The sequence below is a fragment of the Acinetobacter sp. Ac_3412 genome (assembly GCF_013072675.1).
GTDB lineage: Bacteria > Pseudomonadota > Gammaproteobacteria > Pseudomonadales > Moraxellaceae > Acinetobacter > Acinetobacter higginsii.
Window position 1 is genome coordinate 611,029 of sequence record NZ_LXUJ01000007.1, and the last position, 20,472, is coordinate 631,500.

A 20,472-nucleotide genomic window follows, 5' to 3' on the forward strand; every position below is an offset into this window, starting at 1 on the left:
ATTTCATGTGTGTGTTTCCTAATCGTCCGTCATTCATTCAGCATAGTTTAGCACTGTCTATAAGCTTGCTCATGATGACATCTGCCAATGCAGCGACTGATCAAGAGGAGATTCAAAAACTCATGGAAGAGATAAAAGAATTGAGAGCTTTAATTCAGCAACAGCATAAGTCCATTGAAACAGATCAAACGACTGTATCAACGCCTGTTTTTAATTTTTCGCCAACTCAACCAGAGACTCATGTCAATCTATATGGTTTTTTGCGGGCTGATGCTAATTATATTATTGAAGGCGCTGATAACGACTTTAATGCCGCAGCTAAAAGTACAGCCGAAGCCAAAGATAAACTCAGAACAACCGTTAAAACCACGCGTATTGGCTTGGATTTTTCGACGCTTGCTCAAGAGGCAAAAATTGGCGCTAAAGTCGAGGTAGATTTTGCAGGAAGTAATGATAATCTTCGCATTCGTCATGCTTATTTGACGTATAACAATTGGTTGATTGGTCAAACAACGTCAAATTTCCTATCCAATCATGCACCTGAAATGATGGATTTTTCAACCAATATTGGTGGTGGCACCAAGCAATATCCTCAAGTTCGTTACAATTACAAAGTGACACCCGCAAACCAACTCTTCTTAGCAACTGAGAAAGGAAATAATTCCGCGACAAACAGTGCAATTAAATATCGAGTGCCTGTGTTAACAGCAAAAATAATGCATGAGTTTACTGACAATAAAGGCTCTACATCGCTAAGAGCAATGCTTGAGCAATATCAAGCTGAAACGCTAAAGTCAGATAAAATAGGTTGGGGGATTGCCGTTGGTGTGAACTATAAGCCGATTGAGTTTTTAAAGCTATCAGCTGACATCAGCCATGTAAAAGGGAATAGTCATTATATTTATGGGAGCAATACCGCTTTTACTATTGCGAATGGGAATGTCGAACAGAATGAATTTAATGCCGTACAGATCGGTGGAACCTACTATATTCGCCCCAATTTACGAACAACTCTCGCTTATGGTGCAATTTTAGCTGATGATACAAATGATTATGCTCAAAGTAGCAGGACAGATATATCAGCCAATGAAAAAGTACAGCAGACATGGATCAATTTTATATATTCTCCTGTAGCACCAATTGATCTGGGGCTAGAATATATCAATGCTCAGCGCGAAACCTTTGCTGGTGAAAAGTATCGCGATAACCGTATTGGAATTATGGCTAAGTATACGTTTTAATTTTAATTCGTCGTTCTTAGCTATCTTTAAATTAAAATAGCCCCTCAGATCTGAGAGGCTATTTCTATCTTCTTTAATCAATGAATGAATGCAATTAAGCAACTAGATAAATCAAAGTGATAAAAGTAATGAATAGTAAAATAAATCAGTGCACTGATTTATCCTCTATATGAACAGCACCTCAATATAAGAATCTTAAAGCACTGATAATCATAAATTATTTATTATTTGGGTCTGGTTCTTGTGAATCCTCTGGTTTTGAGGAGTCTTCTGGTTTTGTAGGTTGAGGGGTGTTTACCTGAGTATGTTCATTTGCTTGTAGTAGTGGTGATTGATCATGGGTCGCTTTTTTAGAAAACTCTTTAAAATCAGACATTTTTATCTTCTTTGTTTCGTTATGGAAACCTCATACTACGCTGTTATTTTACTTACACTACAGCAGCTTTAAGAGCGATTTGTAGGGATATGTAGATGAATCAAAGAATATATCTATGAAATATTTCTTAAATAAAATCAAATAAATATTACTTATTGATTGCTATCGCTTAAAAACCATTACCAGACCTCAAGAATTTCAAGTGCAAGTACACAAAGATCACAAATCTTATTTTTTAAATAAATCCAATAACTCAGGTGTGATATTTATTGAAAAGTATTTCTAGCAAAAGCAAAAAAGCTATCTTGTCTGATGATTGTCGTAATTCGCTCACAGTTTGAGTAGCTCTCAAAAAGGCTGAGTGGATGTCGCAGATCGAGCTGGATAAAATGCATGGGTGAAAACCAGCCAAATATTACCTATTGAAGCTAAGCTAAGACCTAGCCGAAGCTCTACATGATCAGCCCGATAAAGCAGATGTATATATGATAAGGTGAGCATTCAATCTGAGTGGTGATGATATTGAAATTATGTATTGGTGGTGATTTAGATGGAATGACGGTAGATTTGAATAAAAAAAACTTTAAAGCTGGAGAGATCGACAGTAAAAAGTCTTCAGAGTACTTTAAGCAGATTTATGTAAAAAACGATAGAGTCTACAGCTTTTGGATCTGTCAGGATTTGAGTGCCGATGAAGTGACAAGTCGCGTTGCGGATATTCTTGGTAAGTTAAAATAGTTAATTAATTGCTGAACTTGTTCAGGAATTTCATTAATTACTGCCGTTGATAATTTAACGTTTGTATATATGCACAGCAGGGCATACTATGATTGATTAAATTGGAGCATATTGATGCTAAAAGACATTACAATTATTGATTTCCAAGGTAAAGAAAGAAGAGCACAAGCAAGCTACACCGAAGTAAAGACAACTAATACGATTCAATCTACTCGTGCTCAGAGCCCAAAAGTTGAATATATTTTGATAAAGGGTGAAATTATTTACCCTACATTGAATTTGGTTTTTAATAGTTCCGATGGTAATAGCTATTATATCGAGTAAAACATGACCCGCTTTGGCGGGTTTTTTAATGGGTAAATTTTATGAATGAAATCAGTTTTGTGACTCAGCCCGCATATCCACAAAATAGATTTTTGCTTCAAATCCTCTAAGCTGTGATCACTAAGCGTTAACCTTAAAAAATAGAAGTTAACTGATCGTACCTTCTATCTATTAGAATATTCGCTGAGTTGGATCAGAGTATCCATCTGGGGTATGTGATGTTAAAGCTTTACTATTTATTACAATAAATAGCCCGAATTCCATCAATAACATGCTCATATCGCAACAGCGTATACTGAGAATTATTCTCAAAAAATTTCCAAAACTCCATAATTGGGTTAGAAAATTCTTGATGTGTGAAGTCCTTTTGAAGTTCAGGTTGTTTTTTTATTATCTTAAACCCGATGAACATGTCATATCCTTACGTTGTTAGGAATCTATACTAACTTAAACTCAAGTAAAAGTATGTTTAATCTCTCAAATATCGATAACTAGAGTGTAACCTAAGCTGATACCGCTATTAGACAAGCTCTAAATGCGGTGAGGCAGAGAGAAAACACACCTAGAATCTGGTCCATAGACTAATTTTAATCTGGTGATGGTCTACTTGCTCATTTCAGCAAAATTTCAAGCCATGGTTTTCAAGTTTCGAATGAAGACCAATGTGTTTCTTATATTCTTAACCAAGGTAAAAGACCACAAGTCGCTTTTATCACACTGTCATTTAATTAGTTCGGATCAGTGAAAAAGCTCACGTTATGTGAGCTTTTTTTGTTCTCTTATAAAATTTAAATCTTTTGATTTATTAGATTAGAAAATTAATACAGGCTTTTTTCACCTTTGGGCCGAGTTTTGAACCTACGATGGAACCACATATATTGCGTAGGATACATTTTTATTTGGTTCTCAATCACAAGATTGACTCGTGTTGCATCTTCAACTTCACAGTCACTTGGAAAATTTTGCAAAGCAGGCTCTAGCAAAATATGGTATTGGGGGTTACGAATGTCACCAGTGCGATAAAAAAATAAAGGAATTGCCGCGGCTTTGGTAATTTTAATTAGCCGTCTATGTGCTGTTACTGTTGCTGCTTGTATATTGAAGAAAGGAGCCATCACCCCTTGTTTAAGTCCAAAGTCCTGATCTGGACTATACCAAATAGCATGTCCATGCTTTAAACTTGAGATCAATCCTTTCATATCATCTTTAGAAATCTGATTCTGATAAATTGTAGCTCTACATCGACTAATAAGCATATCTAAGAGAGGATTATTTTGAGGACGATAGACAACATCAAGTTCAAAAAAACGACCACAAATATAGCCACCTGCATCTAATAAAGTAGTGTGTGTTCCTAAGAGTAGAACGCCATTTTCTTTAGCATTTTTAAGATGTTCTAAACCATGAATATGCATCCTTTTTTGGAACCAACGAGGGCTGTACCAAGCATTCAATGCTTCAAAGAGTCCCAACATCATATTGAAAAAGACTTGTTTTGCATCTGCTTGTATTTCTTGTTCGCTTTTCTCAGGAAAACACAGTTCAAGATTCCTAATCGTTGTTTTGCGTCTAGATTTCAGCGCTTTCCAGGCCAGTGTCGAGAGGATATTTGCAAGTCGCCACTGTATCGCCCATGGAAGAATTGCAAACATCATTAAAAGAATTAAAGCCATCCATATTCCCCAATATTTAGGCAATAGAAATGACCAGTGAAACTTTCCTGCCCTAAATTTCCGTGTATACGTCATAGCAGCTGTTTCTTAAGAAAAACTGATCAGCCTAACATAAATGAATTACTTTCATTGATTTATTTAAATAGGGATCACTACGCTAAATCACGTATCGTACTTTCATCGTTGCGTTGTCAACAAAAGAAAGATCGGTTGCCATACTGACCTAGGCAGAAAATTCATGTGATGTCTTGTAATTGGCAGGATAGGCTATACTTCTTGTAAGACCTTTACAGTTACTTGGCACAGATGCCAGCAATGTTGTATATCCCCAAAAGATCAATTTTTTATTGAAATTAAATGAGTGAGAGTAATGAGTAGTAATTTCTCTTTAGAGTATGAAGTGGCAGATGAATTAACTGATAGTGATTTGGACAAAATAAACCAGATGATCGTTTCTACTTGGGATTATAACTCATGGGTCCCTGAAAAGAATGTAAGACCTATGGCAGAATTTTTTTTGGGTGAGGTGATCATAAGTTCCTCGCGCATTTTTGTAGTTCGTGATAAAGACGAAATTGTTGGAGTAATTGCTGCATCAATCATAAATAACATTAGACAGAAGGCTAATGCGAAAATAAGAAAATATAGAGCTCTACAGGAAATAATTTCAGACAAAAGAGTAGAAGTTTTTGAACATTATCTGGATACATTGATATTAAATGAAAAATTACTTCTTGAAAGTGGTAAAACCTTTGCTGCGTCCTTGAATTTTTTTATCTTAGATGAACGATATCAAGGTTTAGGAATAGGCAATAAATTGTATTCTCTTTTTATTAATTATCTGCAAGATATGAAAATTAAAGACTTTTTTCTTTTCACTGATAACAGTTCAAACTTTCAGTTCTATGAAAGAAAAGGATTATTAAAGATCGCAGAAGAGAAATATAGCTGGGGTGGAGATGTTGAAGATACAGAATTGTATTACCTATACGAAGGGCAAGTAAAATGACGAATGGAAAGGTTTATATACAATTGATAAAAGCTTTTCAAGTAGGGTGTAAATCATTCCTTACATTCAAACATCGGCTATCCGTCTTGAGACTGGCATTCGTATGTATGTTCGTAGAGCACATGAAGAGTCTGATTGGGGACGATTTATATGCCGCTTTGCTTTGGGCGTAGATCGTGATGAAGCCTATGAGATTGCAAGAAGGGAATTACCACCTTTATTAGAACTATAACCATTGCGCTAAAAATCAAAAGTCTATCATCAGATAACATTTTAGATAACAGCTTAAGTTCGTAAGAAATATTAATGATGTGGGGCATCCTAAAAGGAATTAAAAACGCTCTTATTTATTAAAAATAATCTAATGGCTTGTATCCAATTCACAAAAAAATTAGAGTGTAGAAAAACTACTTGCTTATGTGTTTATGGTATCACGTAGAAAACTTCCATCTTTAAATGCTTTACGTGCATTTGAAACAGCGGGCCGAAAGTTAAGTTTTCGCGCTGCTGCTGATGAGTTGGGAGTGACTCAAGGTGCAATCGCTCAGCAGGTTCGAGCATTAGAAGATCATCTAAAGGTTATTTTATTTCAACGGCTTCCTCGAGGACTATCCTTGACGCCTGAAGGAACAAAGTATTTGGTCGATATAACTCGTGCCTTTGATATTCTGACTGAGTCAACAGAATCACTATTAGAGCAGCCAGATCGTGTAACTATAAGTGTGACACCAACGATTGCGACCAAAATGTTAATCCCTCGATTAGGTGATTTACATGCAGTACTACCTGATATCAATTTATGCACGCTTGCAACTGAAGTTTTTTCAGACTTTGATCGTGATCAGGTTGATATCGCGATAAGGCTTACTCAAAAATCATTTCCAGAAAATCTAGAAACACGATTATTGTTTCATCAAGAGCTTATTGCTGTAGCAAGTCCTGATTTTATTCAGGATTTAACGCTGCCTTTGCAATTTGAACAGTTAATGAGTATGCCATTGCTACATGATGCCCATAATCATTGGCCAAATTTTCTGAACACGAATACGAAATTATCTGGAGCTGTATTTAATCAAACCACGCTGGCATTAGATGCTGCTTTATCTGGGCAAGGGGTTGCTTTAGCATGCCGAGCATTTGTGGATGCTGATATTCAATCAGGAAAACTCATACAAGTCACTTTGGATACAAAAACTGTTGAACCAAGTTATTATCTTGTCAGAAAAAAAACCTCACATTGCAATAGCATAGTCGATAAAATTTGGCAGTGGTGTATCGAATATTTAGGTGCTGAGCAAAAATAAAAAAATATACTTATCAGAATGATGAAATCAGGTTTAATTTTAAAGGGATAATATGTAGATAATTTATCCCTTTAAAATTTTTATTAAAAATCATTATACAGAGCGAGTTAAGCCGCCATCTACTCGGATATTTTGTCCTGTGATATAAGCCGCACCCTCAGATGCAAGGAAAGCAACTGTCGCTGCAATCTCTTCTGTTGAACCATACCGTTTCATTGGAACACTGTGAGAGCGTTCATCTGTTTTTGGCAGGCTATCAATCCACCCAGGTAAGACATTATTAATACGAATATTATCAACAGCATATGTGTCTGCACAAATCTTAGTAAAAGCTGCTAATCCAGAACGAGCAACGGCTGACGTTGGAAATAACGAACTAGGCTCAAATGTCCATGCACTGGAAATATTAACAATCACGCCGTGTTTTTGTTGTTGCATGATCGGAATCACTAAGCGAATAGGGCGTACAGCATTGAGAAAATAAGTATCTATACCATCATGCCAATCTTGATCTGTTAATTCTAAAATTCCTTTGCGCGGGCCATGTCCAGCACTGTTAACTAAAACATCTATACGTCCCCAACGAGCAAGCGTTTCATCAATAAGGCGTTGTATATCATCTATTGATTGATTAGATCCTGTAACACCTAAGCCATTCAGTTGATTCGCAAGGATTTCACCTTTGCCTGATGAAGATAGAATTGCAACTTTGTATCCATCTGCTGCTAGTTTTTTAGCGACAGCTGCACCCATACCACTTCCTGCAGCCGTAACAATAGCGACTTTCTCAGTCATGATTTTTACCTCTTAATGTCATTCGGAATATGAAAGAGTTAACTAATTTTAAAATAATATTAAAGTTCAAAAGTGTGCTGAGCAAACGATAAATTTTCGTTAAAGCCAGTAGAAAATCTACAGGCTTGATCCGTAATCAAATCAAGTTTAAAAAAGATATAGAAAGATTTTTACTTATTATTCTTTATGCTAAATCGACAGGATTGTATTTCATTTAAACAAGCTCAAGCCACACAGATGAGGACTATGTGTAATCCTGAATATGTGCTGTTACAACATGTATAAATTGCTAGATTCTCTTATGAGATTGTTCCAGTATAGATTTAGACACTCGAATTTTCAGGACAATGATCATGGCATTAAAACATCATATGTTATTAAAATATCTTTCTATTTTAGGTTTTATGGCAGGTTCTGCCGTGATGAGCAGCGTAACTTTCGCAAGTTCTGAGCAGGCATGGAACAAACATGATCAGGAAATAAAAGCGGCTTGTATAAAAGTGAGTCAACTTAAAAATGCCAAGACAGCGAGCAATGTCATGCTGTTTGATGATCGTGTTGGATATTCGGCACTCCTGATTGAAGGAAAATATCCTCAAGCACATATGAAAAACAAAACAGGGCAAGAGCTTTGTTTATGGAACAAAACCTCGAAGAAAGCTTATTTAGCAGAAGCAAACATGAAAGTACATTGAACATAGCTTTGATAACTACGATTTCTGTTTGGCTTTTTGGCGTAAGACATACAAATATAAGCTTTCTACTTTTTCACGTGCCCATGGTGTGGTACGTAAGAATCGCAAAGATGACTTAACACTTGGATCTATGCAAAAACATCTAATTTCAATTTTACGACTTAGGCCTTCAAAGCCACCGTAATAATCCAATAACTCATCCAAAATGTCAGCAAGTTTTTTGCCGTGTAGAGGGTCATTGGAGGTGTTCATAATAGATCAACCATATTTTGGGAGGCCATTATTATAGCCTGAGCTAGTTAGAAAATGAGAGAGTGTTGGAATTTAAACGTAATTAACATAGAAAATTACAGCTTATCTTCCGATTGATGTGTGCTGAAATAGCAGGAGACATTCACTTGGGAGATTATAGGCAGCCGACTTGTAAAAATTTTCTGGCATTTATGGAATGAGAACTCGAAGTCATCAACATGAATTATGATCGTTGGGATTCACGTTACTGAGCTGTAGCTACAAACAGTATTGTGCAGCGGTGCTGCTCAGGCAACAGTCCTAGATATCCTATTTAACATAATATACATTATGCGAAATATTTTAATTATCAATAATATGATGCTAAGCAACTACTGTAATTACCATTTTCCTGCTATCCCAATGTCAGTTGACATACATTAGAAAGTTACACACAATGCTATTCACTATATAAATATGCATATATCAATAACAATGCCTTCGATTTATCAGTTAAAACCAGCATTTCAGAATTTACTTCGCCCATTTGTACAATGGCTTTACTCTAAAAAGATTACAGCGAATCAAGTTACGCTTTTAGCAATGTTAATCTCTGTCGCGTTAGCAATCGCACTTTACAGCCTGCATCTTTACCAACAGCCTTTAATCCTATTTTTATTCTTTCCTGTATGGATGTTGGTTCGTATGGGCTTTAATGCAATTGATGGCATGCTCGCACGTGAGTTTAACCAACAATCAAAACTTGGTGCATATTTAAATGAAATCTGTGATGTCATCTCCGATTCAGCGCTTTATCTATGTTTTTTAGGCTTAGCTTTTATCAACCCATTCCTGTTGGGTTTAGTTGTCTTTCTAGCGATTCTGAGTGAATATGCTGGTGTTATGGCGCCATTAATTGGTCAGGAACGCCGTTATGATGGTCCTATGGGTAAAAGTGATCGTGCATTTTGGTTTAGTTTAATTGCGTTATGTGTCAGTTTTAGCCCGTATTTAATAGAAAATAATTACATAAATTCAATAACCTACTTTTGCAATGGACTGCTTATTTTCATTACAGCACTATTGGTTTTGACAATTTATAACCGTATTAAAAACAGTATTCAACTTTAAGGAAAATTAGATGCAAAGCTCACAAAAACATGTATTTACCAGTCATGATGATACCCAATTAGCCTATCAACATTGTCCAGCAGCTACAGAAAAAGAGACAAAAAAAGCAATTATCTTATTCCATCGTGGTCATGAACACTCTGGACGTATGGCACATTTGGTCAATGAGCTTAACTTGCCAGAATTTGATTTCTTTGCATGGGATGCTCGTGGGCATGGAAACTCACCAGGTTTACGTGGTGACGCGCCAAGTTTCTCTGCATGTGTAAAAGATATTCAATATTTTGTACAACATATTGAATCGACGTATAACATTGTATCAACCAATATCGCCGTCATTGGTCAAAGTGTCGGTGCAGTTTTGGCAGCCACATGGGTACATGATTATGCACCAAAAATCAGAGCTTTATGCTTAGCTTCACCCGCATTTGATATCAAACTGTATGTACCATTTGCAAAAGCAGGTTTAACTGTTTTAAGTAAACTCAAAGGTAATTTCTTTATTACCAGCTATGTCAAAGCCAATATGCTGACGCATGATGTTGATCGTGCGAAAACTTATGATACAGATCCACAAATTGCCAAAGCTATTTCTGTACGAATGCTTTTGGGCTTATATGCAGCATCAGAACGTATCGTTAATGATGCACAAAATATCTTTGTTCCCACACAAGTTTTATGCTCTGGATCAGATTTCGTGGTATTCCGTAAACCACAACAAAAATTTTATGAAAAGCTTCCTCATCCACGAAAAGAGTTCCATGTACTAGATGGTTTTTATCACGATACTTTAGGTGAAAAAGACCGCCATATTGCAGTAGAGAAAATTCGTCGCTTTATCTTACAAAGCTTTGCTGAACATTATCAGGCACCAGATGTACTCAATGCCGATAAAATTGGTACAAGTTGCGCGACGGCTGAACAACTGAGTAGCCCACTTCCCGCCTCTTCCATTAAAAATCTATTCTGGAATTTAACCAAACGTAATTTAAAGCTCGGTAGTAAATTCTCACATGGCTTAAAAATTGGTGAAGATACGGGTTATGACTCAGGCAGCACTTTAGATTTTGTTTATCGAAATCAGGGCGAAAGTAAAAATATTCTTGGCAATATTATCGATCAGCAATATTTAAATGCGATTGGTTGGCGTGGCATCCGCGTACGTAAACAACATATTGAGCAGTTATTGGCAAAATATGCGAAAGCACTGACCAAGCAACGTAAAGATGTTCGCATCCTTGATATTGCAGCGGGTCATGGCCGTTATATTCTAGATGCCGTGAATGAACTTGCAACACCACCTAAATCAGTGCTCTTAAGAGATTATAGTCAATTAAATGTTGATTCTGGTTCCGCATTGATTCAGCAAAGAAATCTTGAAAACATTGCTCAGTTTGAATTAGGTGATGCCTTTGATACAGCATCACTAGCCAAAGTTAAACCAAAACCAAATTTAGTCATTGTTTCCGGACTTTATGAGCTGTTTAGTGATAACGATTTATTAAGACAATCACTCTCTGGTATTCATCAAGCAATGCTACAAGGTGGCTTCCTGATTTACACAGGACAAATTTGGCATCCACAACAAGAGTTTATTGCACGTGCGCTTACCTCACATCGTCAAGGTGATGCTTGGGTGATGCGTTTACGCTCGCAAGCCGAAATGGATGCACTTGTTGAACAAGCAGGCTTTAAAAAAGTGGATCAATGTATTGATGAATTTGGGATTTTTACAGTTTCAGTTGCTCAAAAAATTTAAATAAAGACTTTGTATGCAAAATAATATTCTAGATCGTCAACCCAGTACTTGGAAATGGGGGTTACTCTGCTTAGTCTTTTTAGCCCCATTTTTCTTCCTAACCTATGGTTTTGCAAATCAATATGCATCCAGCCTCAGCAATGTTCCGAGTATTGTGTTTGCTTGGGAACATCATATCCCACTTTGGCCATGGACTATTGTGCCGTATTGGTCGATTGACCTTTTTTATGGCTTGTCTTTATTGTTATGTTGGAATAGATTTGAATTAAAACAACATTCGCTTAGGCTATTTGCAGCCCAGATTATTTCGATCAGTTGTTTTTTAATCTTTCCGTTAAAATTCAGTTTTGAACGTGCTGAATTACATGGTTTCTTTGGATTATGGTTTGATGTATTGATGGGTTTTGATAAACCCTTTAATCAAGCACCTTCATTACACATTGTTTTATTAGTCATTCTTTGGGATTTTTACCGTCGGCATATCAAAGTAAACTACCGTTGGCTGGTACATCTGTGGTCTTTTCTGATCGGACTCTCTGTCTTAACCACCTGGCAACATCACTTTATTGATATTCCTTTGGGGCTATTGGTTGGTGCATTCTGTTTATGGCTATTTCCACTCACGGTTAAAGCACCTTATCAAAAAAATGGCTTGCAGCAATTGACGAGCAAACATTTAAAATTAGGGTGTTTTTATTTAATTGGAGCCTTAGTTTGTATAACCCCTGCATTTTTATTTAAAGGTGTATGGCTTTGGATGTTATATCCAGCAATCAGTCTGTTCTTAGTGGCTTTAGCATACTTTTTGGTTAGACCTCATTTTTTCCAAAAGCAAGAAAATGGTCAAATGACTGTCGCTGCATGGTTATTGTTCTCACCTTATTCTCTAGTTGCATGCATAAATAGTCGTATTTGGACCTATCGACATCCTGAAGACTCATTGATTTTGCAATTAAACGGCGTTGATCTGTATCTAGGCCGTATCCCAACAACCGAACATAGTAAGCAATATCATGGTGTATTTGATTGTTGCGCTGAATTGCCAGCAAACAACGTTCATCATTATGAAAAATACAGTACGCTTGATTTAATTCCGATCCAAAGCGCACAATTATTAGAAGCAACAAAAAAGTTTGATCACTTTATTCAACCTTTAATACAGGCAAATGAACCACAACAAGTATTGATTTTTTGTGCGCTTGGCTATTCACGCAGTTGTAGTGTATTGATTGCATGGCTATTACAACACGGCTATGTGAATACCTCAGAGGAAGCTGTTGGCTTGATTCAAAAGTCACGACCTTGGATCGTTTTGAGTGAGACACATATTGCTGAAATTAAACATTTCCAACAGCTGCTCACTCAGGAGAAGCAGCTATGAAAATGAATTTTGTCGTAGTGAGCCAATTGCTCAAGCAAAGTCAGAGTATTTTAAAGTCAGGATATTTAGCCTTTGTTTTATCAATTGTAAGCTTATTTTTATTTTCAAGTATCCCGATCTTGATCCCTCTTTCACTGGTAACTGCTTTATTGGCGATTCACCATTACCTATTTATTCGGATTGAATTTGATCATGGCCTGTTACAGCATATGGCTGATCAACCTGAGGACATAGAAAGTCTTACCCAGCAATTGGATCAATCATTGTTAAATTTAAAGTTGATTCCATCTAGTAAAACGGGTCGTGATTGGTCGGAACGCTTTAAGGGCTGTTTAAGGCTATTCAAAATACAGGTGATGATTGCATTGATACAATATTCTGTATTTATTGTACTTTTTTATAAATTAGCGCATAGATGAAGGTTGAATGAAAAGAAATATAATCTCACAGACTGTTGCCCGTTTTATTGCGTTCTTAACCCGTCGTGGTGCAAGGTTGTTAACAGGTGCACGAAGCTTATGGGTGGGCTGTGAACCTGAACTTAAGCAACGGATCTATTATGCCAACCATAATAGCCATATTGATTTCATTTTATTATGGTCTTCTTTACCCACTCACATCCGTCGCAAAACACGACCAATTGCAGCATCAGATTATTGGCTTAAAGATGGACTTAGACGCTTTTTGATTCAAGATACTTTTTCAGGTGTTACCATTCAACGGAACCGTAGTGATCAACAAGATCCATTACAGCCAGTAAAAGACGTCTTGGCAGAAGGCTATTCCATTATTTTCTTCCCTGAGGGAACACGTAATTTAAATGATGATGTCGAGATGCTGCAGTTTAAAAGCGGTCTTTATCATCTCAGTCAGCAGTTCCCTGACGTTGAAGTTGTGCCTGTTTGGATTTCTAATTTAAAACGAGTCATGCCTAAAGGTGCATTTATCCCCTTGCCTCTACTCTCAACAGTCATCTTTGGTGAACCCTTAGCACTTGATCAACTCACGGGCAAAGATCAATTCTTGCAGCATGCTCAGCAGCAATTATTGAAATTAAAAGAGGCCGAGAACCAATGAGTTTAGACAACCTACAACAAACTTATCTATTGTTTGGCATCTTTGCAGTCATTTTAATTATTGCCTCAAGTATTGGCTTTATCCTCAAACAAAAGGCAGGTGCAGCCCCTTCTCCTGTTATTGATAACCTGAATGCGCGTATCAATGCGTGGTGGATCATGCTAATAGTCTTGGCAGCCGCCATTCTATTAGGAAAAACTGCTTTTATTGTCCTGTTTGGCCTTATTTCATTTTTTGCATTACGGGAATTTATTAGTTTATTGCCAACACGGCGTGGCGACTATCTGCCATTGCTGATTGCGTTCTACTTTGTTATTCCCTATCAATACTATTTGGTCTATACCAATTGGTATGGCTTATTTTCGATATTCATTCCACTGTATGTGTTCTTGCTCATCCCCATCGCCAGTTTAAAGCTGGAAGATACCACACACTTCTTGGAAAGAAGTGCAAAAATCCAATGGGGTTTAATGGTCAGCGTATTCTGTATCTCGCATGTTCCAGCCCTGTTAAATCTGGATTTACCCCAATTTAAAGGGGAAAAAATTTGGTTGGCGATTTGGCTAATTATGGTGGTGCAAGCCTCGGATGTGCTGCAATATGTATGCGGCAAACTTTTTGGAAAGCATAAAGTAGCCCCTACGCTTTCCCCATCAAAAACCGTAGAAGGACTGATTGGCGGTATTGTTCTCGCAACCGCACTCGGTGTATTAATGTCATCCCTCACTCCATTTAATTACTGGCAAGCGGCTCTGATTGGCTTGATTGTTTGTATTTTTGGTTTCTTTGGTGGACTGGTCATGTCTGCGATCAAACGCGATCGTGGCGTGAAAGATTGGGGACAACTTATTCAAGGTCACGGCGGTATGTTAGATCGTATCGACTCTATCTGTTTCTCTGCACCAATCTTCTTCCATATCCTTCGATATTGGTGGAGCTAATCTCTATGAAGAAAGTCGACCAATGCTGACTTCACGGAAAAACTTAGGCGTTACATTGGTCCACTTTTTAAATGCTCGTGAAAAATGGGAAATATCGGCATAGCCTAAACGCTCTGCAATTTGCTCAATCGAAAGTTTAGACTGTTTTAATAATTGCTCCGCCTGGTTCCTGCGTACTTCGGCCACAAGACTTTGAAAAGACGTTTGTTGAGTGCTTAGCTGTCGCTGCAGAGTTCGTTCTGAGAGATGAAGTTTTTCAGCAACCTGTTTCAGCGATAAGAAGCCAACATCTTCATCATATAGCAAGGCTTTGACTTGTGAGTCCACGCGATTTTTTTGATCTCTTTTCAGTGCAAGCTTATCAGCATCTTGTTCGCATTGTTGTTTGCTAAGGCGAGCCAATAAGGCATCTGCTGTCTTTAAAGGGAGCGAAAGTGATGCTTTATTGAAGCTTAAACAATCTTTTTCACACTCAAAACTGATATTTGAATAATTGAATTTATGAGTATTTTTATAAAAATCTGGTTTGTCTTGTTGAAACTTAAAGTGGATTCCAAGTTTATTTTGGGCTAAGTTTTCCAAAATTTGTGAAAACCCCAAGATCAAAAACATCATTCCATGTCGATTCAACTTAAATTTTTGAGAAGGTTGGTTGAAATACAAATAAGCCAAGTCACCTTCTATCTTTAATTTAGGTTTAAACACAGAACAATGTAAGCCAATAAATTGCTCTAGAATTTTGATTGCATCGCCTAATGTTTCAGAGGCAGTTGCAGCAATGCCGACATGACCATAGCAAGAGACTCGCATTTCCTCTGCAAGATAAAGACTAATCGCAGGTTCATGCGTCAGTAGGGCTGCTTTATCCAATAAATGATTGAAAATATCGAAATCTACATACCAAAACGGCGCAGTTAGAGTGTGTGCAGAAATCCCAGTTCCAGACAAAAGTTGTTCTGGCGATACATTCCATTTTTGTATGACATCTACTAATAGATTGACATAAGTACCGGGTAATTTTGGATTCATGCACTCTCCATGAAACAGCGAAAATTTGGCGTAAAATGGTAAATATTGGCGGTTAATGAACTATGACATCTTTCTCGGTTTAAGCATAGTAGCTCTATCTAAAAAACTCAGCTTTTAAACTGGTGAAATCATGCATATTTTGATCGTTCATGCGCATCCTGAACAGCAGTCATTTACCTCTGCGCTTAAGAATACAGCACAGCAAACCTTTGAACAGCAAGGTCATACTGTCGAGGTTTCCGATCTCTATGAAATGAACTTTAACCCTGTTGCTTCTAAAGATGATTTTGGCAGCCTGAACCAACCTGATTATTTTAATTATGCTTTAGAACAACGTCATGCATTTAAACAACACCAATTTGCACCAGATATCCAAGCTGAAATTGAAAAAGTTCAACGTGCTGATCTGGTTATTTTTAGCTTTCCTTTGTATTGGACCTCTGTACCTGCCATTTTAAAGGGCTGGATTGACCGTGTGTTTGTCTCTGGTCTCTTTTACGGCGGTAAACGCTTTTATAACCATGGTGGCATGTCAGGGAAAAAAGCCATGCTATGTTTAACACTCGGTGGCCGTGAACATATGTTTGGTGAAGGTTCTGTACATGGGCCGATAGAACATTATTTATCATCGTTGCAACGTGGCACACTTGCCTATGTTGGCTTTGAGGTACTGCCTCCATTTATTGCCTATCATGTGCCTTATATCAGCCAACAAGATAGACAAAAGATTGTGAGTGATTTCGAACAATACTTGCAAAACATAGATGATTTACAAGCCTTAGCATACCCGTTACTGGAAAATTTTGACGATAGAATGAATCCATTGTGATAAAACAACGATAAGGCTCTAGGCTAAGAACCTTATCGTTTTATCTCTTAGAACTTCATTTCAATACCTGCTTTGATGGTACGTCCTGGAATCGGCATACCAATTACCGTACCAGGATCAAAGTTATAGCGATTTGTTAAGTTATCGACATTAAATGACAATGCAACATTTGGATTCCACTTATAGCTTGCAAACAGATCAATTAAAGTTTCAGAAGAAATTTCAGTCACAGCCCGTCCACTTACACCTGTACCTGCCAACCAACCTTTAGGGTTTGTCTTTTCCGAGTGGTACTTAGCACGAGCCCCGACCACAAGTTTATTTTCAAATAGGTTTTTGCCTACCGTAATATTAAAAATCTTACGCGGGGGCAGACGAGTTGAAATCAGACTCCAAGAATCACCCACTTCATTACATTCCGCTTTACTTGCAGGACAGACTTTAGGTGCTTGATACAAAGTTCCATTCAAACTGGTAAAGAAACTCGGATGATTATAGGAAAGATCAAACTCCAAGCCCTTCATTACAACTTGATTATAATTGACGAATGTATAAGAGCTTGTATAGGGAAGAATAAAGTCAGGCGTAATTTGGTTCGGAATTTCTTTTCTTTGCACGCCCTGTGTCAGAAAATCTTTCGTCTGATTACGGAAATAATTCAGATTGAATTTCAAATGGTCATCTTGAGCAAACACGTTTTCACGCTCACCGATAAATCCTAACTCAATAAGACGTGAATTCTCAGGTTTAATCGGCAGGTCTGGATCGTAACTAAAGGTTTGACCTGAAACAGTTGATTCAAACAGACTTGGGCTACGGTGTGTATTGGAGAGTTTTCCATAAAGATCAATACCGTCCCATAACTTATAGTTGAGTTGAGACATCCAATCGATGTTCCCTCCAAAGTCACGTACAGCATAACCCTTATTATTTAAATCTGAATGCGCTACAGGTGTCATTGGTCGATACTGATCACCATAGTCTTTCACTTTTGCTTTATGCCATTTACTCCCTAAACTTAAACTAAAGTCATTAAAAACATAGTCGCCATTGAGGAAAACTGAGGACTCTTTGCGTAATCCATCCCGTGCAATTTCATGATCAACCAGATTACGCGGCTTCATACGCTGTTCATCGTAGGTTAAACCATAATTCAATGTGACCTGATCAAATTTACTGGTATTTTCAAGGTTTAAACCACTACGATAATCTTGGAAACTCCCCCAATATTGATCTCCATAACTAGAATTTTTCATCCCAATCATGCCATTGTGCTGGCGATATTTAGCGTTTGTATGCCACCCCCCTAATTCGAGATCTACCAAAGAGTTATGTTTCGGCTTATAAGTATAACTGGTACTGAATGCATTAACGGCTGCTGAACCTAGAGACCACTGTGGCATGGTATAGGCATTTTCTATGTATTTTGGCTCAACATACTCGTCATCGATATATCCATATGGTGGTGAGTTAGGGTCAATCACTTTAGATCGACTCCAATAAAAGGCCATGACTTCACCCGCTTTTTGGACATGACGTCGCAAATTTACTTCGACACGATGTTCATCAGTGATATTCATTCCAGCTTTAATAATGCCTGAATCACTTTGATAACTGGTATTCACTACCTCTTGGCCTGGACCAACATCGACAATATCCCGCTTTTCGTAATACTCAATGCCATGTTTTCCAGCATAGTAATTACCAACTTCTCGCTTACTATAAGCAGCGACTAAGTCAAACATATCGTTCCGATAAGCCAGTGCCAATGTGCCAGCACCATTTTGAAAATTGTTAGATGAAATTTTATTGTGCAGCAAATAAGACATTTGCTCCTTTTCATTATCTGAGGTTTGAGGCGTTCTGTTATTGTTATAAAAACCTCCTTTGAGCATGACACCTGCATTTTGATTCGGCAATAAAATATCATTGGCACTTAGGGTTCGCATTTTTACAATCCCCCCTATTCCGCCTACGCTAAACTTAGCCCGAGATGCACCTTTTTCAACCTCAATTTGGCTGATCAAATCCATATCGATATAAGTACGGTCACTCTCGCCCTGATAACCTCGGAAGGTATGACTGGATTGTAAACTACCATCAATAATCACGGGGACACGCCCTTCGCCCTGCATGCCACGAATGCCGATATCTATCGCACCAGCTTCATTACGTAAACTGTTGACCTGTACCCCTGCAATATCGGAAAAGACATCCCCATTACCCGTTCCTCTAAATCGGCTAATCTGTTCTCGATCAAGATGAGTGGTATTCACCTTGTGCTTTTGTGGTTCGGCATTCACTTTTATTTCTGGCATGACCACAATAGCTTTGGCATCTTGCTCTAAGTGTAAATGCGTATTTGCATGTGAAGTTAGTTTTTCTGCATGACCGAGCATAGAACTGTTTTTGGGAACTAGGAGATAGGTTTGCCCTTGTTTGATGACTTGGTAAGGTTGATCTGCCAAGAGATAGTCAAAACCGTGCTGAACTGAATACTTTCCTGATATTCCCTTACTTTTCAGACCTTTTAGCTGCTCAGAATCATAACTTAAGATGATACCAGACTGCGCTGCAAAACTTGACAGCACGTAGCCCAATGGGTTCTCTGCAATTTGGTAGGTTCTCTCTACAGCTGGCTTGTCTAATACCTGAATAGATGTATGTATTTCTGCATAAACCCCACTGATACAAAAACAGTGTATGAGTATTGCTAATGTTTGCTTTTTAAATTTCATTGGAAGATCCACACTGAGTAATGATTTTCATTTTCAATAATCATTACCCAGTGATTTCCAAAAATATGACATTAAATTTCAACTTTTTCTGCTTTGTTTCATCTCAGCGGAAAAAAACACTTTCTAAATATACGGCCAAACTGTAGTGCAAAGGTCATTACGATAAGGTTTTGTCAGTTTATTTGGTTTAACTGTATTACTCGTCAAAAGCCCCAAAGCTGACCGAAATTCTCAATTATTTTCTCTTTTAGCCCGAATTGTGATAACACGATTACCTAAATGCCGCTCCATTTTAAGCGGATAACTTAATTCCAAAGCAGACTGTAAATGGGCTAAGTTATTTGCTGGATAAGAACCAGAGACTTTTAATCCTCTTAATTGAGGATCGAGATCAACATATTGATGCTGATAACGCCCAATCTCTTGAAATAGCTGCTCTAAAGGCATTTCAAATGCCATAATCATTTGATTTTTCCAAACCAATACATTCGGATCAAGCTGTCCCAACGCTTTAAAGTCAGTATCATCAAAGCATAATTGCTCACCTGCTCGCACAACTGTCATTTTTTTAGATTGATTCAGCGTGACCTTGACCGCACTTTCAATCACAGCTAAACAGGTTTGCTGTTGTTTATTTTTGAGATACTGCACATTAAAGATTGTTCCTAATGCTTGTAAATGCGCGTTTTCTGTCTCGACAAAGAATGGACGATAGCTTTGAAGCTCTTTAGCAGTATGAATCTGTATTTCTCCATAGTGTAATCGTAGCATTCGTTGATGCGGTGTATAGTGAATATCTAGCGCCGTATTGGTATTTAATTGGAGCTGTGTGCCATCTTTAAGTATTACATTCTTCTGTTGACCAATGGCCGTACTGTAATCAGACAACCACAAATATTTATACTCAGAATTCCATGCAATGATACTGCCCAAGCATGCAATCCAAGCCACAACAAGGTGTTTGGTCCACTGAAACCCTGCAGCTTGATTACCCTTTTTAATGATTTCATGGCCATTTTCCGGAAAATGTTCAAAACTGTTCAGTAAATACTCTGCTTTAAGCCATGCGGTTTGATGTGCTTCACTTTGATTTTTCCACACTTCAAATTCGATCTGTTGAGCATCGGTTAATGCTGATGCCTGAATCAGCACAATCCATTCAGCTGCCTCTTTTAAAATTTGTGTTTGAGACATTTAAGTA

At 37.6% G+C, this 20,472-nt stretch carries 22 protein-coding genes; 14 read left to right on the top strand and 8 right to left on the bottom strand.

Going from position 1 to position 20,472, the window contains the following annotated elements:
- Positions 1 to 5: 5 nt before the first annotated feature.
- Positions 6 to 1,241 (top strand): DcaP family trimeric outer membrane transporter, encoded by a 1,236-nt coding sequence (locus A7P54_RS06480; protein ID WP_171549047.1) that lies wholly within the window; start codon positions 6 to 8, stop codon positions 1,239 to 1,241.
- A 217-nt stretch (positions 1,242 to 1,458) separates the two neighbouring features.
- On the opposite strand, the gene A7P54_RS06485 is transcribed toward A7P54_RS06480, so the two are convergent.
- Complete coding sequence (locus tag A7P54_RS06485; RefSeq protein WP_171549048.1) at positions 1,459 to 1,617, bottom strand: hypothetical protein; 159 nt, start codon at positions 1,615 to 1,617, stop codon at positions 1,459 to 1,461.
- A gap of 516 nt (positions 1,618 to 2,133) precedes the next feature.
- Here A7P54_RS06485 and A7P54_RS06490 point away from each other — a divergent pair.
- Together A7P54_RS06490 and A7P54_RS06495 are read left to right on the top strand one after the other, a co-directional pair.
- Entirely contained in the window at positions 2,134 to 2,355 is a 222-nt protein-coding gene (locus A7P54_RS06490; protein WP_171549049.1) for a hypothetical protein, read from the top strand.
- A 114-nt stretch (positions 2,356 to 2,469) separates the two neighbouring features.
- Entirely contained in the window at positions 2,470 to 2,679 is a 210-nt protein-coding gene (locus A7P54_RS06495) for a hypothetical protein (protein ID WP_005188552.1), read from the top strand.
- Positions 2,680 to 2,911: 232 nt separating this feature from the next.
- Here the strand turns inward: A7P54_RS06495 and A7P54_RS18945 are convergent, their stop codons facing one another.
- Both A7P54_RS18945 and A7P54_RS06500 read right to left on the bottom strand, forming a co-directional pair.
- A complete protein-coding gene (locus A7P54_RS18945) occupies positions 2,912 to 3,091 on the bottom strand; it encodes a hypothetical protein (protein ID WP_004807103.1) in 180 nt (59 codons plus the stop codon).
- 406 nt (positions 3,092 to 3,497) lie between these two features.
- Positions 3,498 to 4,427 carry a lauroyl acyltransferase gene (locus tag A7P54_RS06500; RefSeq protein ID WP_171549050.1) on the bottom strand — a complete coding sequence of 310 codons (930 nt, stop codon included), beginning with the start codon at positions 4,425 to 4,427 and terminating at the stop codon, positions 3,498 to 3,500.
- A 295-nt stretch (positions 4,428 to 4,722) separates the two neighbouring features.
- On the opposite strand from A7P54_RS06500, the gene A7P54_RS06505 reads away from it, so the two are divergent.
- The 3 genes from A7P54_RS06505 to A7P54_RS06510 all read left to right on the top strand — a co-directional run bounded on the left by A7P54_RS06505 (position 4,723) and on the right by A7P54_RS06510 (position 6,665).
- Positions 4,723 to 5,361, top strand: a complete 639-nt coding sequence (locus A7P54_RS06505) for a GNAT family N-acetyltransferase (protein ID WP_171549051.1) — start codon at positions 4,723 to 4,725, stop codon at positions 5,359 to 5,361.
- A gap of 103 nt (positions 5,362 to 5,464) precedes the next feature.
- The gene (locus A7P54_RS19030) at positions 5,465 to 5,593 is read left to right on the top strand and encodes a hypothetical protein (RefSeq protein ID WP_278187026.1); all 129 of its coding nucleotides are present in this window, start codon (positions 5,465 to 5,467) and stop codon (positions 5,591 to 5,593) included.
- Positions 5,594 to 5,786: 193 nt separating this feature from the next.
- The gene (locus A7P54_RS06510) at positions 5,787 to 6,665 is read left to right on the top strand and encodes a LysR substrate-binding domain-containing protein (protein WP_171549052.1); all 879 of its coding nucleotides are present in this window, start codon (positions 5,787 to 5,789) and stop codon (positions 6,663 to 6,665) included.
- A gap of 93 nt (positions 6,666 to 6,758) precedes the next feature.
- Here A7P54_RS06510 and A7P54_RS06515 read toward each other — a convergent pair whose 3' ends face one another.
- Positions 6,759 to 7,460: an SDR family oxidoreductase gene (locus A7P54_RS06515; RefSeq protein ID WP_004807122.1), complete on the bottom strand. Its 702-nt coding sequence runs from the start codon at positions 7,458 to 7,460 to the stop codon at positions 6,759 to 6,761.
- Between the two features lie 353 nt (positions 7,461 to 7,813).
- Between A7P54_RS06515 and A7P54_RS06520 the strand changes: the two genes are divergently transcribed.
- Positions 7,814 to 8,155 (top strand): hypothetical protein, encoded by a 342-nt coding sequence (locus A7P54_RS06520; RefSeq protein ID WP_171549053.1) that lies wholly within the window; start codon positions 7,814 to 7,816, stop codon positions 8,153 to 8,155.
- A 15-nt stretch (positions 8,156 to 8,170) separates the two neighbouring features.
- Here A7P54_RS06520 and A7P54_RS06525 read toward each other — a convergent pair whose 3' ends face one another.
- Positions 8,171 to 8,407, bottom strand: coding sequence for a VF530 family protein (locus A7P54_RS06525; protein WP_074947644.1), 237 nt, complete (start codon positions 8,405 to 8,407; stop codon positions 8,171 to 8,173).
- A gap of 474 nt (positions 8,408 to 8,881) precedes the next feature.
- On the opposite strand from A7P54_RS06525, the gene A7P54_RS06530 reads away from it, so the two are divergent.
- The 6 genes from A7P54_RS06530 to A7P54_RS06555 are packed head-to-tail and all read left to right on the top strand — an operon-like array spanning position 8,882 to position 14,675.
- Entirely contained in the window at positions 8,882 to 9,517 is a 636-nt protein-coding gene (locus tag A7P54_RS06530) for a CDP-alcohol phosphatidyltransferase family protein (protein WP_171549054.1), read from the top strand.
- Between the two features lie 10 nt (positions 9,518 to 9,527).
- Positions 9,528 to 11,276, top strand: coding sequence for a bifunctional alpha/beta hydrolase/class I SAM-dependent methyltransferase (locus tag A7P54_RS06535; protein ID WP_171549055.1), 1,749 nt, complete (start codon positions 9,528 to 9,530; stop codon positions 11,274 to 11,276).
- 13 nt (positions 11,277 to 11,289) lie between these two features.
- The gene (locus tag A7P54_RS06540; protein ID WP_171549056.1) at positions 11,290 to 12,657 is read left to right on the top strand and encodes a phosphatase PAP2/dual specificity phosphatase family protein; all 1,368 of its coding nucleotides are present in this window, start codon (positions 11,290 to 11,292) and stop codon (positions 12,655 to 12,657) included.
- Positions 12,654 to 13,076 (top strand): hypothetical protein, encoded by a 423-nt coding sequence (locus A7P54_RS06545; RefSeq protein ID WP_171549057.1) that lies wholly within the window; start codon positions 12,654 to 12,656, stop codon positions 13,074 to 13,076. The genes A7P54_RS06540 and A7P54_RS06545 overlap by 4 nt, the downstream gene beginning before the upstream one ends.
- 7 nt (positions 13,077 to 13,083) lie before the next feature.
- Complete coding sequence (locus A7P54_RS06550; protein ID WP_005188581.1) at positions 13,084 to 13,734, top strand: lysophospholipid acyltransferase family protein; 651 nt, start codon at positions 13,084 to 13,086, stop codon at positions 13,732 to 13,734.
- On the top strand, positions 13,731 to 14,675 hold the full coding sequence (locus tag A7P54_RS06555; protein WP_151716710.1) for a phosphatidate cytidylyltransferase: 945 nt from the start codon (positions 13,731 to 13,733) through the stop codon (positions 14,673 to 14,675). The genes A7P54_RS06550 and A7P54_RS06555 overlap by 4 nt, the downstream gene beginning before the upstream one ends.
- A gap of 3 nt (positions 14,676 to 14,678) precedes the next feature.
- On the opposite strand, the gene A7P54_RS06560 is transcribed toward A7P54_RS06555, so the two are convergent.
- On the bottom strand, positions 14,679 to 15,704 hold the full coding sequence (locus A7P54_RS06560) for an AraC family transcriptional regulator (RefSeq protein ID WP_171549058.1): 1,026 nt from the start codon (positions 15,702 to 15,704) through the stop codon (positions 14,679 to 14,681).
- Positions 15,705 to 15,834: 130 nt separating this feature from the next.
- Between A7P54_RS06560 and A7P54_RS06565 the strand changes: the two genes are divergently transcribed.
- Positions 15,835 to 16,533 (top strand): NAD(P)H-dependent oxidoreductase, encoded by a 699-nt coding sequence (locus A7P54_RS06565; protein WP_171549059.1) that lies wholly within the window; start codon positions 15,835 to 15,837, stop codon positions 16,531 to 16,533.
- A gap of 47 nt (positions 16,534 to 16,580) precedes the next feature.
- Here A7P54_RS06565 and A7P54_RS06570 read toward each other — a convergent pair whose 3' ends face one another.
- Both A7P54_RS06570 and A7P54_RS06575 read right to left on the bottom strand, forming a co-directional pair.
- The gene (locus tag A7P54_RS06570) at positions 16,581 to 19,271 is read right to left on the bottom strand and encodes a TonB-dependent receptor (RefSeq protein WP_171549060.1); all 2,691 of its coding nucleotides are present in this window, start codon (positions 19,269 to 19,271) and stop codon (positions 16,581 to 16,583) included.
- 231 nt (positions 19,272 to 19,502) lie between these two features.
- Positions 19,503 to 20,465 (bottom strand): FecR domain-containing protein, encoded by a 963-nt coding sequence (locus A7P54_RS06575; RefSeq protein ID WP_171549061.1) that lies wholly within the window; start codon positions 20,463 to 20,465, stop codon positions 19,503 to 19,505.
- Between the last annotated feature and the right edge of the window lie 7 nt (positions 20,466 to 20,472).

Coding starts and splice junctions, on each gene's coding strand:
- A7P54_RS06480 (WP_171549047.1), top strand. CDS start 6: ATGTGTGTGTTTCCTAATCGTCCGTCATTCATTCAGCATAGTTTAGCA.
- A7P54_RS06485 (WP_171549048.1), bottom strand. CDS start 1,617: ATGTCTGATTTTAAAGAGTTTTCTAAAAAAGCGACCCATGATCAATCA.
- A7P54_RS06490 (WP_171549049.1), top strand. CDS start 2,134: ATGATATTGAAATTATGTATTGGTGGTGATTTAGATGGAATGACGGTA.
- A7P54_RS06495 (WP_005188552.1), top strand. CDS start 2,470: ATGCTAAAAGACATTACAATTATTGATTTCCAAGGTAAAGAAAGAAGA.
- A7P54_RS18945 (WP_004807103.1), bottom strand. CDS start 3,091: ATGTTCATCGGGTTTAAGATAATAAAAAAACAACCTGAACTTCAAAAG.
- A7P54_RS06500 (WP_171549050.1), bottom strand. CDS start 4,427: ATGACGTATACACGGAAATTTAGGGCAGGAAAGTTTCACTGGTCATTT.
- A7P54_RS06505 (WP_171549051.1), top strand. CDS start 4,723: ATGAGTAGTAATTTCTCTTTAGAGTATGAAGTGGCAGATGAATTAACT.
- A7P54_RS19030 (WP_278187026.1), top strand. CDS start 5,465: ATGTATGTTCGTAGAGCACATGAAGAGTCTGATTGGGGACGATTTATA.
- A7P54_RS06510 (WP_171549052.1), top strand. CDS start 5,787: ATGGTATCACGTAGAAAACTTCCATCTTTAAATGCTTTACGTGCATTT.
- A7P54_RS06515 (WP_004807122.1), bottom strand. CDS start 7,460: ATGACTGAGAAAGTCGCTATTGTTACGGCTGCAGGAAGTGGTATGGGT.
- A7P54_RS06520 (WP_171549053.1), top strand. CDS start 7,814: ATGGCATTAAAACATCATATGTTATTAAAATATCTTTCTATTTTAGGT.
- A7P54_RS06525 (WP_074947644.1), bottom strand. CDS start 8,407: ATGAACACCTCCAATGACCCTCTACACGGCAAAAAACTTGCTGACATT.
- A7P54_RS06530 (WP_171549054.1), top strand. CDS start 8,882: ATGCCTTCGATTTATCAGTTAAAACCAGCATTTCAGAATTTACTTCGC.
- A7P54_RS06535 (WP_171549055.1), top strand. CDS start 9,528: ATGCAAAGCTCACAAAAACATGTATTTACCAGTCATGATGATACCCAA.
- A7P54_RS06540 (WP_171549056.1), top strand. CDS start 11,290: ATGCAAAATAATATTCTAGATCGTCAACCCAGTACTTGGAAATGGGGG.
- A7P54_RS06545 (WP_171549057.1), top strand. CDS start 12,654: ATGAAAATGAATTTTGTCGTAGTGAGCCAATTGCTCAAGCAAAGTCAG.
- A7P54_RS06550 (WP_005188581.1), top strand. CDS start 13,084: ATGAAAAGAAATATAATCTCACAGACTGTTGCCCGTTTTATTGCGTTC.
- A7P54_RS06555 (WP_151716710.1), top strand. CDS start 13,731: ATGAGTTTAGACAACCTACAACAAACTTATCTATTGTTTGGCATCTTT.
- A7P54_RS06560 (WP_171549058.1), bottom strand. CDS start 15,704: ATGAATCCAAAATTACCCGGTACTTATGTCAATCTATTAGTAGATGTC.
- A7P54_RS06565 (WP_171549059.1), top strand. CDS start 15,835: ATGCATATTTTGATCGTTCATGCGCATCCTGAACAGCAGTCATTTACC.
- A7P54_RS06570 (WP_171549060.1), bottom strand. CDS start 19,271: ATGAAATTTAAAAAGCAAACATTAGCAATACTCATACACTGTTTTTGT.
- A7P54_RS06575 (WP_171549061.1), bottom strand. CDS start 20,465: ATGTCTCAAACACAAATTTTAAAAGAGGCAGCTGAATGGATTGTGCTG.